The 14,501-nt window shown below is 67.9% G+C and carries 12 protein-coding genes and 1 pseudogene; 3 read left to right on the plus strand and 10 right to left on the minus strand.

The genetic code is table 11. The features are described from left to right. Positions 1 to 54: 54 nt before the first annotated feature. The 5 genes from MLP_RS02245 to MLP_RS02265 are packed head-to-tail and all read right to left on the minus strand — an operon-like array spanning position 55 to position 6,868. Entirely contained in the window at positions 55 to 2,412 is a 2,358-nt protein-coding gene (locus MLP_RS02245; protein ID WP_013861374.1) for an MMPL family transporter, read from the minus strand. Then, entirely contained in the window at positions 2,409 to 3,410 is a 1,002-nt protein-coding gene (locus tag MLP_RS02250) for a hypothetical protein (protein ID WP_041789623.1), read from the minus strand. Before MLP_RS02250 ends, MLP_RS02245 begins: the two co-directional genes overlap by 4 nt. Before the next feature lie 26 nt (positions 3,411 to 3,436). Then, complete coding sequence (locus tag MLP_RS02255; protein ID WP_013861376.1) at positions 3,437 to 4,840, minus strand: cytochrome P450; 1,404 nt, start codon at positions 4,838 to 4,840, stop codon at positions 3,437 to 3,439. After that, positions 4,834 to 5,526, minus strand: coding sequence for a class I SAM-dependent methyltransferase (locus MLP_RS02260; RefSeq protein WP_013861377.1), 693 nt, complete (start codon positions 5,524 to 5,526; stop codon positions 4,834 to 4,836). Before MLP_RS02260 ends, MLP_RS02255 begins: the two co-directional genes overlap by 7 nt. A gap of 34 nt (positions 5,527 to 5,560) precedes the next feature. Continuing rightward, entirely contained in the window at positions 5,561 to 6,868 is a 1,308-nt protein-coding gene (locus tag MLP_RS02265) for an NAD(P)/FAD-dependent oxidoreductase (RefSeq protein WP_172641530.1), read from the minus strand. 122 nt (positions 6,869 to 6,990) lie between these two features. Here MLP_RS02265 and MLP_RS02270 point away from each other — a divergent pair, with 122 nt between their 5' ends. Then, positions 6,991 to 7,428 (plus strand): VOC family protein, encoded by a 438-nt coding sequence (locus MLP_RS02270; protein ID WP_013861379.1) that lies wholly within the window; start codon positions 6,991 to 6,993, stop codon positions 7,426 to 7,428. 162 nt (positions 7,429 to 7,590) lie between these two features. Here the strand turns inward: MLP_RS02270 and MLP_RS02275 are convergent, their stop codons facing one another. From MLP_RS02275 to MLP_RS02285, 3 genes and pseudogenes are all read right to left on the minus strand, one after another. Next, positions 7,591 to 8,259: a nucleoside/nucleotide kinase family protein gene (locus MLP_RS02275; protein ID WP_013861380.1), complete on the minus strand. Its 669-nt coding sequence runs from the start codon at positions 8,257 to 8,259 to the stop codon at positions 7,591 to 7,593. Continuing rightward, positions 8,246 to 8,809 (minus strand): annotated as a pseudogene (locus tag MLP_RS02280) (TIM barrel protein); the annotation flags it as partial. The gene MLP_RS02275 and the pseudogene MLP_RS02280, both read right to left, overlap by 14 nt. A 472-nt stretch (positions 8,810 to 9,281) precedes the next feature. Next, complete coding sequence (locus MLP_RS02285) at positions 9,282 to 9,497, minus strand: hypothetical protein (RefSeq protein WP_041789625.1); 216 nt, start codon at positions 9,495 to 9,497, stop codon at positions 9,282 to 9,284. Positions 9,498 to 9,570: 73 nt separating this feature from the next. Here MLP_RS02285 and MLP_RS02290 point away from each other — a divergent pair, with 73 nt between their 5' ends. Then, the gene (locus tag MLP_RS02290) at positions 9,571 to 10,692 is read left to right on the plus strand and encodes a winged helix DNA-binding domain-containing protein (protein WP_013861383.1); all 1,122 of its coding nucleotides are present in this window, start codon (positions 9,571 to 9,573) and stop codon (positions 10,690 to 10,692) included. Here the strand turns inward: MLP_RS02290 and MLP_RS02295 are convergent. Next, complete coding sequence (locus tag MLP_RS02295; protein WP_013861384.1) at positions 10,676 to 13,114, minus strand: ATP-dependent DNA ligase; 2,439 nt, start codon at positions 13,112 to 13,114, stop codon at positions 10,676 to 10,678. The two genes, MLP_RS02290 and MLP_RS02295, sit on opposite strands and share 17 nt — an antisense overlap. A gap of 128 nt (positions 13,115 to 13,242) precedes the next feature. Here MLP_RS02295 and MLP_RS02300 point away from each other — a divergent pair, with 128 nt between their 5' ends. Then, positions 13,243 to 14,007 carry a DinB family protein gene (locus MLP_RS02300; protein ID WP_013861386.1) on the plus strand — a complete coding sequence of 255 codons (765 nt, stop codon included), beginning with the start codon at positions 13,243 to 13,245 and terminating at the stop codon, positions 14,005 to 14,007. A gap of 19 nt (positions 14,008 to 14,026) precedes the next feature. On the opposite strand, the gene MLP_RS02305 is transcribed toward MLP_RS02300, so the two are convergent. Continuing rightward, the gene (locus MLP_RS02305) at positions 14,027 to 14,497 is read right to left on the minus strand and encodes an NUDIX hydrolase (RefSeq protein WP_013861387.1); all 471 of its coding nucleotides are present in this window, start codon (positions 14,495 to 14,497) and stop codon (positions 14,027 to 14,029) included. Positions 14,498 to 14,501 lie beyond the last annotated feature (4 nt).

Genomic DNA, 14,501 nt, shown 5'->3' on the forward strand with positions numbered 1-14,501 from the left:
TCCTGTTGTCGACTCGCCCGGATTGCGGCCACCGGGTCGTGTCGCCCTCGAAGATCAGGAGACGCGGATCCCCTCATTAATACGTTCTGAGGAATAATTCTGCGAAGGAGTTGAATCGCCTCCGGCGGGCTGCTGGGCGTGCTTCGACCAGGGGTTCCACCAGTTCCAGCGGCCCATCAGCCGCATCGAGGCAGGCACCAGGACAAGACGCACCAGCGTGGCGTCGATGGCGATCGCGAAGGCCATGCCCAGGCCCAGTTCCTGGACCGGCAGCACGCTGGCCAGCGCGAACGCGGAGAAGACGGTGATCATCAACACGGCGGCGCCCGAGATCAACGGTGCGGTGAGTTCGAGGCCACGAGCGACCGACGTCGTGTTGTCGTAGCCCTTGCGCCACTCCTCGCGTACCCGACTGAGCAGGAACACCTCGTAGTCGGTGCTGAGGCTGAACAACAGCGTGAGCAGCAGCACCGGGACGAAGTTGGTCACCTGGCCGGTCGGCTCGAAACCGAGCAGCTCGGCGCCCAGACCGTGCTGGAACACCAGGACGACCACGCCGTAGGTGGCCCCCACCGAGGCGACGTTGAGCGCGATCGCTTTCAGCGGCAGGAAGACGGAGCGGAAGATGATCAGCAACAGCAGATAGATGACGACCAGCATGGTGCCCGCCACCAGCGGCAGGCCATCGCGGATAGCCGCGTTGCCGTCCACACCCTCGGCGGTCTCGCCGCCGACCACCGCCGTCACACCGGGGATGCTGATCTCGGCCGCACGCTCGCGGACCCGGTCGAGCAACTCGAGGGTGTCAGGACTGGCTGCGGTGCCGTCCGGGATGACCTGGACGACCAGGGTGCGGCTGTCGTCGGACAGGAAGTGCCCGACCGCGTCGGCGAGCTCGTCGGGCAGCCGATCGCGGTTGTCAGGTTCCAGCGCGGTCAATGGCCGCGGCACCTTGGCGTCGCTGAGCACCGTGGTCGCCGAGGTGACCGAGTCGACATGGGACAGGTTGTCGAGGTCGTTCACCAACTCGATCAGGATTTCACGTTCCTGGCTTGTCGGCAGGCTGGTCAGCGGCCGTTCGCTCTCCACGACCACGTTCATCGGGGATGCCGCGCCGTCGCCGAAGCCGTCGCGGATGGCGTCCCAGCCGGTGCGTACGCTCACGCCCGGCGGGACGATCCGGGCGTCGGGAGTAAAGGTGGCCAGCTGGGTCGCGGGGGCGGCCAGGATGCCCATCACGGTCAGCCCGAGCAGCAGGAACACCACTGGTCGGCGCATCACCCAGCGTGCCCACGACTGCCAGCTGAGTCGAGTCGGCTCGACCAGCGCGCGGCGCGGGGCAGGACCTGGACGTCGGGCGGGCAGTGGCCATGGCCGATCGCCCAAGATGCGGTCGCCGAGCACCAGCAGGAAGGCCGGCAGCACGATCAGGTTGACGATCATCGCGACCGTCACGACGACCACGGCGCCGAGCGCCAGCGACCTGATCACCGGCAGGTCGATCAGGAACAGGGTGCTCATGGCGAGCACCACGGTGAGTCCGGAGCCGAGCACGGTGTGGCCGGCGGTGTGCAATGCGGCGGTCAGCGCCGCGGTGCCGTTCTGTCCGGCCAGGCGCTGTTCTCGATAGCGCGCGATCAAGAACAGCGAATAGTCCACGGCGACACCGAGACCCAGCATGGTCGCTGCGTTCTGCACGAACACCGACAGCTCGGTGAACCGGGTGACCACCGACAGCAGCCCGAGTGTCCACACCACCGAAGTGATCGCGACCATCAAAGACATGCCGGCGGCGATCCAGCCGCGGTAGATGGCGAGCATGATCACCACCAGCAGCGGCAGCGCCAGCAGTTCGGCGCGCAGCAGCCCGTGCTCGGACAGTACGTTGATCTCGCCCCAGACCGACGCCGGCCCGACCAGCGCCACCACCAGGTCCTGATCGGCGTAGATCCGGTCCAGATCGGCCTGCAGCTGGGGCAGCTCCCGGCGTGCGTCGCCGTCGGGGAGGTCGAGCCCGAGCGTGGTCACGGTGGTGCGGTCGTCGTCACCGACGAACGGCTCACGCGCGGCGCCGCTGGTCGTTCCCCAGCCGTACGCGGAGTCGACCGCCAGTCCCGGCATCCCGATCACATGGTCGTACGCGTCTGTGGCGCGGGTGGTGAAGTTCCGCTGGTCTGCGGTGTATCGATCGTCGCGGATCACCAGAGTGATCGTGGTGTCGCCGCGGCCGACGAACCCGTCCCGGGTCGCCTCGATGGCGCGGGCGGAATCGGAGTCCGCGGCATACCAGCCACCGCCGCTCAGCCGGTCCGCCAGGCCGAGCGCTCCGGCCCCCGCAATGGCCAGCAACAGCAGCCAGGCGGCGAGCACCGGCCAGCGCAGCCGCCGCAGACCCACGACGTAGCTGGTCACGCCCGGACGTCGATCCCGTGACCGCGGTGATCGGTGAGAATCTCGAACAGCGCGCGGTGGGCCGTCGAAAGTCGCTCGGCCCGGCCGGTTCTGCGGTCGGTGACGGTCAGCGTGCAGGACGCGATCTTGGTGTTCAGGCACTGCTTGGTGCCGCCGGGCGGGTTGTAGTAGTTCAACGCGACGAAGGCCTCTGGCTCGGCGCTGAACTCGCCCTCGATCGCGACGCGGTCGTCGTGGTGGGCGAATCGCCAGAAGAAGTAGCCGTAGTCGGCCTTGGAGGATCGCAGGCCGCGGAGCGGGTCGACCAGCTCGTGGGTGGTGCCGGCATGGCGCAGCGACAGGCAGGTGATCATCGGTAGCCGGACCGGGCCGACCTTGACCCGCGCGCTGACGATCTCGAGGAAGGAGTCCGGGTGATCGTCGAAGCCGGCCACCTGGCCGAAGGCGTACGCGTCGGTGTGTCGGCTGCCCCAGTTGTGGTTCTGGCTGCCGACCCACCCGTCGACGTCGATGGTGCGCCCGGCGACTTCCAGCCGTCCGTCGTAGCGGGCGAGCGGGGTGACGACCAGGCTCTTCGCGGCCGGGAAGGAGCGACGATAGCTGGCTTGCGGCAGCAGAAACATCGGGTCGCTGTCCCCGCTCCAGGTCAGATCCCAGGAGATGGACTCGGCCGGACCCGTCGCCGATCCGACCAATCGGCCGGCTGCCAGCTCGGCGTCACCGATCCGGGCTGCCAGCTGGTCGTGGCTGAAGGAGCAGGTGGCGATCGGGTGCTCTTCCTTGGCGACCACGTGGCGGCCGGTCTCCCCGTCGAACACGATCGCCCACAGCTCACCGATCGCGGCCTCGGGCCGTCCGGTCGGGCTGAAGATCGTGTAACGGATCCAGAACGCGAGGGGGCGTGTCGGATGGTTGCCTCGTTGGTAGAAGCTCTCGTAGTGCCCGGCCTGCTGACCCGAGGCGTAGCGGGTGCTGGTCATCCAGGGTGCGACAGTCATCGGCGGAGCCTCTCGATTGGACACGGTCAGGCCACCTTCGGAAGAGCGGGAGTCAGACGAGCGGGTGCAATCCGGGGGTGTAGCACCACGTGCAGCCCGTGCCGGGGGCGCAGGGTGATGGTGGCCCGGTCATCCACCGGGTAGCCGGGATGGTGGCGTACGTCGTAGCGCCCCAGGATGGAGGCGAGCAGCAGTTGGGCCTCCTGCAGGGCGAACTGCTTGCCGACACACAGGTGCGGGCCACCACCGAACGGCAGATGCGCCCAGCGGCTGCGGCCGGCGCGTCCTTCCGGGCTGAACCGCAACGGATCGAAGACGTCCGGATCGGGCCAGTGCCTGCGGTTGCGGTGCAGGCCGTGTACGTCGATCAGGATGCGGGAGCCGACTTCGATGTCGTACGGCCCGAGGCGGACCGGCTTACGGGTCTGCCTGGGGACGGTCGGCGACGACGGGAACATCCGCAGCGCCTCGTCGAAGACCTGGCCGATCAGCGGCAGCCGGGGGAGGTCGGCAACCGTCGGTGGCCGGCCGCCGAGCACCGTGTCGACCTCTTCGATCACCCGGCGTCGCCAACCCGGGTTGATCGACAGTAGATAGAACGCCCAGGTGAGGGTGATCGCCGTGGTCTCGTGCCCAGCGGCCAGAGTGGTGATGATCTCGTCGCGGAGCTCGGTATCGCTCATCCGGTCGCCGGTGTCGGCGTCGGTCGCCTGCATCAGCATGTCCAGCAGGTCCTCCTTCCCCGGCAACCCCGCGGCCAGCTCCTGCCGACGCTCGGTGATCATGGTGGCCATCAGGTCGTCGAGACCGCCGATGATCGTGCCGAACCGGCGGTTGGCCGGGGTCGGCACCCAGGTCGGCGGTGCCGCCGGGTTCTGCAGGCGCAGGAAGGTGTAGGTCACCGCGTACTCCACCGACTCCGGCCGCAGTGCCGAGTCCGCCGAGATCATCGGGGTGCTGAACATGCAGCGGCTGACGATGTCGAGGGTGACGTGCATCAGCTGGGTGTGCAGATCGATCACCGCGCCGGGTGCCAGCTCGGCGTCCCAGCGGGCGAGCATCTCCTCGACGCACTCCTGCATCGTGGTGTACATCGCCTCGACCCGGCGGCGGTGGTAGATCGGTGCCACCATCCGGCGGTTGCGCAGCCAGCTCTCGTGATCGGAGCGAGTCAGCAGCCCGTCGCCCAGGGCCAGTCGCAGCGGGTTGTCGGGGCCGAGCTTGCCGAAGGTGTCGCTATCGGTGAGTACGCGTTCGGCGACCTCTGGTGACGACACACCGTAGACCTCGACCGGGCCCAGCCGATAGCGCGCGACGTCGCCCTGCTCGAACCGGCCCCGGGCCAACGCGGCGAGCAGGTCCTGACGAAAGGCGGGGGCGTCGCCGAGCAGCGGGAGTCGTGGGCGCAGCCGCTGGCGGGGGTTCAGCATGGGTCCGGCTTCCGTGCCAGGACACACAGCCAGCCGAGGGACCGTCGCGGTTCGACGGCGAACTGGACCCGGTCGAACCCGGCCGAGCGGACCATGGCAGTCAGCTCGACGCCGGAGACGATGGCCAGGCCCTCGGCGGCCGATCGCCTGGTGAACGAGGTGCCGAACACCCGTTGCAGCCAGGTCGGTTCCTCAGCGGCGTCCTTGGTCATCTCCAGGGCGATCGCGAGTCGGCCACCCGGCCGCAGCACTCGGAGCGCTTCCCGCAGGCCCCGCTCGGGCGCGGGCCAGAAGTAGAGCGTCTCGATCGCGGTCACCACGTCGAAGGAGCCGTCGTCGAACGGCAGCTCGGTCGCGCTGCCGAGTCGGATCTGGAGCCGGCCCTCGCTGTCGGCTCCGGCGTTGCACCGGCGGCTCATCTCGACCATCGTCGGTGACGGATCGACGCCGGCCAGCCGGCCGGAACAGCGCCGGCCGAGGAGCCGGAGGCCGTTGCCGCTGCCGCAGCCGATGTCCAGGACATCCGCATCGGCGGGGGCGGCGAGTAGCCGGTGGCACCAGGCGGTCAGCGTGTAGTGCTGCAGACTCATCGCATGGCCGACCGCGACGCCGAGTCGGCCGGTGGGGCGACTCAGGCTCGTCTCGATCTGTTCCAGCGGTCGGCGCAACGTTGCCGTCAGCGTCATCGCGGGGACTCCTCGGGGGTGGGGACGGGCGGCTTCAGCTGGAATACGATGTCGCCCCCGGCTGACCCTCGAACGATTTTGGCCCTCTCGAACGATTGGCCGGCGCGGCCGGAGTCGACAATCGCAGCGCGGCGCGGACGATCGGCGCTGCTGGGTGTGTGGCCAGTGGCCAACGAATCGGCCGCAACGGGGGTTCGGCGCTGCCGGTCAGGACCCGATCGGCGAGCCGCTGCCCGGCGGCCACGGTGGCCGCCAGCCCGTGGCCGTTCCACCCGCCGGCGCTCCACACCTCCGCCGTCGAGGGCAGCCCCGGCGGCGCCAGCCGGCCCACCTGCGGCAGTCCGTCTCGAGTAAGGCTGATCCGTCCCGACCAGCAGCGGGAGATGGCCACTGCGGCGAGGGCTGGGTGGACCGCGTCCAGCTGGCGGCGTTGCCAGGCCCAGGCGTTGCGTTCGGCCGCGGCCAGAGTGCGTGACGTCGCTCCGGCCAGCACCGCGGCCGGTCCACCGCCGATCACGATCCGCCCGTCCGCGGTGAGACGACGGTACGGACCAAGGGCGGCCGCCGACAGGATGTGCGGCGCGGTCGGCCCGCCGAGCTCGGTGATCAGATCCTCGGGGAGTGGATCGGTCACGCCGGCACTCACCTGGAGGGCCAGCTGGCCCGGTACGACCGGCAGCGATCCCGGGTGCTGGGTGACGTCGACGGCGAGCACCACCGCACGGGCGGTGATCGATCCGCGGCGGGTGACGACCTTCAGCGAGTGTCCGACCGAGCCGGGCTCCAGGCCGAGAACAGGTGTCCGCTCGAACAGCTGGACTCCGAGATCGATCGCTGCCGTGACCAGACCGCGGGTCAGCAGGCCGGGATCGACGCTCGCGGCAGGCGCGTACGCCAGTGCCGTCCGAGTGGCTGCCGCCCATGGCTCGTCGGTGACGGCGAGAGACACATCGAGCCCGAGGGCGGCGTACGTCCTGGCTCGGCGGCGCAGCAGCGACGCCTCGGCGGCGGTCTGGGCGACGACCAGCTGACCGGTGGCCGGGCTGATCGCCTGCGGTGCCCAGCGTCCGGCCAGCGCTCGTACCCGATCGACGGCAGCCACACTGTCCAGATGGCGGCGGCGGGCGAGCTGATCGCCGTCTCGGCGGCGGGCGATGTCGATCGGCGGCCCGAGACGGGGACCGAGCAGCCCGGTGCCGCGCCCGCTCGCGCCGGCGGCCACGTGGTCCGCCTCGAGCAGCACGATCTCCAACTCGGGTCGTTGCTCTGCCAGGTGCAGCGCGGTGGATGCCCCCGTCAACCCCGCGCCGACCACGACGACGTCGGCATCCGGCGGCAGCAACACATCGACGTTACGTGTCGCGTGGCGGATTCCCTCGCCAGATCTTTGCGATGGAGCTGAATCTCACCAGATTCAGGTGCCGCGGGTCGATAGCAGATCGCAGACATGAAAAGCTTGAGCGCATGCACACTTCGTGGGGCCTGACGTTCGACTGCGCGAATCCGGCGAAGCTGGCCGCATTCTGGGCAGATGCTCTCGGATATGTCGAGGCGGAGCCGCCGGACGGCTACGAGTCGTGGAATGCATGGCTCAAGGACAACGGTGTGCCGAAGAAGGAATGGAACGACGCCGCCTACCTGGTCGATCCGGCCGACCAGGGCCCGACCCTGTCGTTCTTGAAGGTGGCGGAGTCGAAGACGGCCAAGAACCGGGTGCATCTGGATCTCAAGGTGGGTGGCGGGCGACATCAGTCCGCCAAGAAGCGACGATCCCGGATCGAGAAGGCGGTCGATCGGTTGACCAAGGCCGGCGCGAAGGTCGAGCGCGAGGTCGAGCAGGACGGGAACCTGGACCACGTGATCATGACCGACCCGGAGGGCAACGAGTTCTGCGTGGTGTGAGCGGGAGAAGCGCAGGCATTGCGATGAACCGTACGGTCTCAACGCGGGTCCGGCGCGATGAAAGGTGCGTGGATGTCGTTTCCCTGAGCTGACGCGACATCTGCGCACCTCTCAATGAGGGAATCGGCCCGGGGGAGGGCCGTCAGAACAGACCCCCGCCGCTCACCGGAGCGGATCGGTGCCCGAGACGAGGAGGTCGGCGCGCGACCGGGTGCTCTCGATGAGTACGGCGTTACGGCCATCGACGTGCTGGGCCCAGGCGGTCGCCGCCTCTGGGGTACGACCGTGCCGGGTGTGCCGGTCGACCAGCCGCTCCAGTCGGGCTTCCTCAGGGGTCACACAGAACCAGGACTCCGCCAGCAGACCGCGAATCCGGTTCCACGGTGTCTGATCCACCAGCAGATAGTTGCCCTCGACGATGACCAGCGGGCTGCCGGCGGGGACCTCGATCTCGCCGGCGATCGGCTCATCGACGGTGCGACGGAAGCTGGGGGCATAGACAGGATGGTCGACCTCGACCAGGAGCCGTTCGAGCAGCCCGACGAAGCCCCAGCCGTCGAAGGTGTCGACGGCACCCTTGCGATCACGGCGGCCCAGCCGATCCAAGGTGGCGTTGGCCAGATGGAAGCCGTCCATCGGCAGATAGACCGCGACCTGCGGGTCGGCTCCGCCGTTGAGCGTCTCGACGAGCTTGGTCGCCAGGGTGGTCTTGCCTGCTCCGGGACTGCCGGTGATGCCGAGCAATCGCCGGTCGCCGGCCTGGACGAGCGCGCGAGCTCGCGCGGTCAGTGCGTCCAGGCCGGCAACCAGCTGCTGGTCAGTCTCCGACACAGGCGGCCTCCAGACCGTTGCGCAGATATCTGCTGGCGTGCGCGGCCAACGCTGGCCCGTCGTCCCACAGGTTCCGCCAGATGGCCAGGTCGTTGCTCAGGGTCGGCGAGACGACCGCAGAGGAGAACGACTCGAATGTGATCGGGCCGGTGTAGTTGATGTCGGCCAGTGCATGGAAGAACGCGGTGAAGTCCAGATGCCCGCTGCCGAGATAGCCGCGATGACTCTCCCCAACGTGGACGTAGCCGAGCCGATCACCAACCAGCAGCACCGGTCGGGCGAAATCGTCCTCCTCGATGTTCATGTGGTACGTGTCCAGGTGGATTGTCACATTGTCGGCTCCGATGTCGTCGGCCAGCCGGAGAGCGTCGGCGGCCGTGTTGATCACGTTGGTCTCGTATCGGTTGCACACCTCCAAACCGAGCGTCATCTCGAGGTTCCCCGCTTCCTTGGCCAGATCCTGCAGCACTGTGACGACATTCCTCCTGCCAGCCGCTGACAGCGGGGCGCCGTACTTGCCAAGGGCACTGTAGAGGGCGCCGGTGAAGTGGGTTCCGCCGAGTGCGTGGGGTCACCGGATTGGCCCTCATCACGGCGGGCCAGCTGTTGTCACCGGCCGGCTTCGAGGATCGAATGACTCACGTCTAGGGCTGCGGCCGTCCAGGCTCAGGTCCAGAACAGCGGGCCACCAAGAGTTGAACGAGTCATGCGAAGACGATGTGATTAGGCGGATTGGAGAATGCCGACCGCGCTGAGAGCTTCGGCTTGGCACGGGAACTGTGTTCCACGCCTCCTGTTGGATGCGCTCCAACTCACGCCAGCGCTTGGAGCGCCGCGAGAGGTCTCGTTGCTCCGCGTAGAGTCGATGGGTGCGCTCCGCCGTTGCCAGGCTCTGGGACGTATGGAGTTGGACCTCGAAGTGGAAGCCGCCGGGCGTGATGATCGTGAGATTGCGCCCTTTGTACCCCCGGGCCGTCCAGCCGCGAGCAATATCCTTGACAGACCAGCCGTTGAGTTGGAACTCACCTACCGTTTCCTTGGCGGCACGCCAGTAGCTGTTCGACGGCCCCGCCAGTTGCGGCCGCGGCCGCCTGCACCTTCGCGGTGGCAACCGGCTCAACTACGAATGCTGCTTCCAAGACGGCATTAGCGGCGAGGTCCACATCATCACCGTCATGGCGTCCGGCGTGAACGTCGCTCGGCACAATCACGCTGACCTCCTTCTCGTGCGTGGACATTGCCAGCAGCGTCTGACACTCAGGCCTCAGACGTACACGACGGACTGTCAGCGGCGTGCGTCACGATGGGTAGATGGAGGTCTCCCGCGAGCAGGTCATCAGACATCGGATCGCCGTGCAACAGCTGGATCGTGAGCTGGACAGCGATCGGGCGATCACCGACGCCGCGATCTTGGATCTCGGCGTCCAGGATTCTGGCCGCGACGGCGCGAGCTGGGCGCTGGCGAATCGCGGCGTACCGGTTGCATCGCCGCAGGCACTGGCCGACAGCGATGAGCTGGCCCTGGTCTGGTCGCTGCGGGTCTCACCGCATTACTACCGGCGATCCGAGCTGGCCGAGGTGATGACCGCGATCTCGCCATACGACGATGCTGACCTGGTCAAACGGTTGATCGGCGCTGCCAAGCCCATGGTCGATGCCGGGATCTCGCCTCGGGACGGGATGGCCGAGATCGCCCGTCAGTTGCGGGCCGTGGTAGCCGAGCCCACCGTCAAGGGCGACGCATCCACCGCGCTCACCAAGCAGCTGTCCGCCCCCTATCTGCGCGAGTGCCGGCCCTGCCAGGCGATCCATGCCTGGGAGTCCACGTTTCGGATGGCCGGGATCTTCGGCGGACTCGAGCTCGAGCCGACGACCTCGCCGCCGGTGCTGCGCCGAATCCCGGACTGGCCACGGCGTCCCGCAGGGCTGGCGTCGGATCCCACCGCGGCGCCGGAGCAGCTCCAGGTGATCCGGGCCTATCTGCGACTTCTCGGCCCGGCAACGCCGAGCGAGGTCGCCGGCTTTCTCGACGGCGCCGCGACGACAATCAAGCAGTACTGGCCGGACGACGCCGTCGAGGTCAAGGTCGAGGGAAAGAAGAAGTGGCTGCTCGGCGACCTCCTGGAATCACGACCGGTCGTACGGCTGCTCGGACCGTACGACCTGCTTGGCCAGGGCAAGGACCGCGACCTCCTGGTGCCGGACGCCGAGCAGCGCAAGCAGCTGTGGCCGATCCTCGGGCGACCCGGTCCAGTGCTCGCCGGCGGTGAGATCGTCGGGTGGTGGCGGCCGCGGGCCAAAGGCAAGAAGCTCGATCTGGAACTGGAGCTATGGCAGCCGCGGGCCGCGACGAAGGCCGAGCTCGGCGAGCAGGCGGAACGGCTGGCCCAGCACCGTGGCCTGCAGCTGGGTTCGCTCAGCTCTCCGAGCTGATGCCCTCCAGATCGACGCCTTCCCAGACGACCTGGTCGGGTGATTTGTCTGTGCGGAGTCCCTTCCAGACTGGATGCCGCAGCCGGCCCGGTCCGGTCAGCTCGCCGTAGACGACTTCGCCGACCAGCTCGGGCTCGACCCAGTTGGCGTCCCGCGCGTCCTCTCGCGGCACGCCGTGCAGCGGGCTGTCGTGACGCGCCAGACCGGCCAACAGCCGGTCCATCTCGTCGAGCTGATGGTCGTTGAACCCGGAGCCGACCCGTCCGACATAGCGCAGTCCCTCTGAGTCTGGGATGCCGAGCAGCAGCGAGCCCATGCCACCCTCGCGGCGGCCGTGACCGGGCCGCCAGCCGCCGATCACCACCTCCTGGGACTGCTGGTACTTGATCTTGCGCCAGGTGTAGCTACGTCGACCCGGCTGATAGATCGAACCGTGTCGCTTGGCGACCACCCCCTCCATCCGCAGCGCTCGACTGGTCTCCAGAGCGGCATCGAGATCGCCCTCGAAGATCGGTGGCACCTGGACCCGGCCCCCGACAGGCTCGGGGAGCAGCTCTTCGAGCAGTTCACGGCGACGCTCGTACGGCTCGCGGATCAGGGATCGCCCGTTCAACTCGAGCAGGTCGAACACCATCAACTGGGCGGGCCAGGCAGCCACCGCGTGCTGGATGTCGGCCGGCCGGGTCAGATTCATCCGGTTCTGCAGCAGCCCGAAGGTCGGGCGGCCGTTCTCGTCGGTCACTACGATCTCGCCGTCCAATACGGCAGTCTCCACGTCGATGGTGGTCAGTGCGGACACCAGGTCCGGATAGGCGGCGGTGTCGTCGCGACCGCGCCGGCTGGTCATCCGGACCCGATGGCCGGCCAAGGAGACGATCGAGCGGACCCCGTCCCACTTCATCTCGTACGCGTACTCGTCCTGGGCCGGCCGGATCTCCTCCGGCGTGGCCGGACTGGCCAGCATCGCCTCGACCTCAGCGGGGAAGGGGATCTCCTGCCCGCCATAGGCAGGTTTCTCCTTCATCAGGTGCATCAGCCAGTTCTTTTCCGGCTGGCGACTGCCGCCACCGGTGTGGATCAGGGCGTAGGAGCGGGCCTGCCCACCAAGACCACCGTTCGGCTGGCCGTGCAGAGTGACGATGACTTCCTTGCCGTCGCGCCACTTGTGCAGTTCGTAGGTGCCGGAGTCCCAGATCTTCACGTGTCCACCGCCGTACTCGCCCTTCGGGATGTCACCGGCGAACGTGGCGTATTCCAGCGGATGATCCTCGGTCTGGACGGCCAGATGGTTGCTGCCGGTGTCGGTCGGCGGCCCTTTCGGCACCGCCCAGCTGACCAGGACCCCGTCGTGCTCCAGCCGGAAGTCGTAGTGCAGCCGTCGCGCGTGATGCTCCTGGATCACGAAGGTGTCCCCGGATCCGCCGCTGGGCGGGGTGGCCGGCACCGGCTCAGGGGTCTTGGCCGGGTCGCGCATGCTGCGATAGGTCGTGAGCCGATCTGCAGTCGCGGGATCAGAGATACCGGAAGCGGACGTCACGAAGGCCGCGAGTGGATCGGGTCGGTTGCGGGCCCGTTCGAGCACTTCGGTGTAGTCGAGCTGGGCGAGATCCGGCTCGGCGAGTTCCTCCCAGGTCCGCGGCGCGGCGACCCACGGATGCAGTCGGCCGCGGAGCGAATAGGGCGAGACCGTGGTCTTGGCCCCATTGTTCTGGCTCCAGTCGATGAACACCTTGCCTGCGCGCAGCGAGCGCTTCATGGTCGCGGTGACCTCGTCGGGGTGATCCGCCTCCAGCGCCTGGGCCAGCTCGCGGGCAACCTCGGTCGCCTGCTCCGCATCGAGACTGCCGTCCAGGGGTGCATACAGATGGATGCCCTTGCTGCCGGACGTCACAGGTACGGACAGATGGCCGATGTCGTCGAGGATCTGCTTCGCCCATCGGGCGACCTCCGCGCATTCGTCGAGACTGACCCCCTCCCCGGGATCGAGGTCGAGCACCAGCCGGTCCGGTTTGCGCGGCTGCCCGTCCTTGCCGAACCGCCACTGCGGTACGTGGATCTCCAGAGCGGCGAGCTGGCCCAGCCAGGTCAAGGTGGCGAGGTCGTTGACCACGGGGTAGTCGTTGTCATGATCGCGATGGGCGATCGTGAAGCGGGTCACCCAGTCCGGGGTCCCGCGGGCCAGATTCTTGTTGAAGAAGACCGTGGGGCTGTCGGTCCCGTCGCCGACGCCATCCGGCCAGCGTTTGCGGGTTGCCGGCCGGTCGACCAGGTGCGGGAGCATCACGGCGGCGATCTCGGCGTAGTAGCCGATCACCTCGGCCTTCGTGGTGCCGGTCAGCGGATAGAGGACCTTGTCGAGATTGGTCAGCTTGATCGCGTGACCGTCGACGGTCACCGTCTGTTCACTGCCCGCAGTGGCCATAAGCCAGACATTAGTGACACCCCACTAGCGACCAGGCATCGCCAACCGGATGTCGTCGTCGACATCTATGTTGGTGGCATTGTCCGACCCAGCAAACTGCAGGCAGCCTGGCTGGCCTGAGGAGGACCATGGTCGACTTCTCGCACACGAATGAGCTGAAGGAAGCACAGTTCAGCTATGTGGACCTGCGCGATGCCCGCATCGTCGAGTCCGATCTGTCCGGTGCCGTGATGCGCGCCGTCGAGGTCTCCGGCATGGAGATCGACGCGCCCTGGCTGGTTCACGGCAAACCCCTGTTGGTCAACGGCGTCGACGTGGTCCCGTTTGTCGAGGCAGAGCTCAATCGTCGTTTCGCGGGCCGGGCGGACCGGCGTGCCGAGACTCCGGAAGGACTGGGTACGGCCTGGTCTGCAGTCGAACGGGCGTGGGCGGACACCATCCATCGGGTCGCCACGATGCCGGCCGGCACGGTCGAGGTGTCGGTAGCCGGGGAATGGTCTTTCGTGCAGACGCTTCGGCATCTGGTGCTCGCCACCGATATCTGGTTGGGGCAGGCCGTCCTGGCGCTCGAGCAGCCCTTCCATCCGCTGGGTCTGCCCTGGCGTGGCGCCGAGGATACCGATTTCGATCTGTCGGTCTTCACGGTGGAGACGCCCGCGTACGCCGACGTGCTCGAGGCTCGGGCCGGCCGTGTCGCGATGGTGCGCGACTTCATCGCCGCTGTCACGCCCGAGGAGCTGGCGACGCCGCGCCGGAATCCGTGGTCACCGACCCGTCCGGAGACCACGCTCTCCTGCTTGCAGGTGATGCTCGAGGAGGAGTGGGAGCACCTCAGGTTCGCCGTTCGCGATCTCGATGCGATCGAGTCATCGGCCAAGGGCTCGTCGGGCTGAAGCACCCAGCACTGGACCCTCAGTTCCGGGCGGCAAATGCTGCGTGGATCGCGGTGATCACATTCGGCAGCACGTACTCGGTCGTGATGTCGAGCGCTTCGAGACTCCACCAGCGATAGCCGAGTGTCGTCGCCGTCTCGATCGCGTCCATGCGTTCGAAGCTCACGTCGGGGTCGCCGACTTCAGCAAGGTAGTGGGCCTGATGCTGCACGATGTCGTACTCCGCCCAGGCAAACTCCACGACCTCGCGCTGGACGGGACCACGCAGGTCCGCCGGATCGCAGCGAATCAGCGTCTCTTCCCACAACTCCCGTACGACGGCTTGGCGCTCGTCCTCGCCTGGTTCGAGACCTCCACCGATACTGACCCAGAACGGAGCCTCCGGCGTGCTCGGGTTGATGCAATGGAGAAGGAGCACCTCGCCGGCCGGGTTGATCGGCAGCACTCGAGCTGCGTGTCGATTCAGCGGTATCCGCTGCTCAGCCGGCACAGGA

The sequence above is a fragment of the Microlunatus phosphovorus NM-1 genome (assembly GCF_000270245.1).
Lineage (GTDB): Bacteria > Actinomycetota > Actinomycetes > Propionibacteriales > Propionibacteriaceae > Microlunatus > Microlunatus phosphovorus.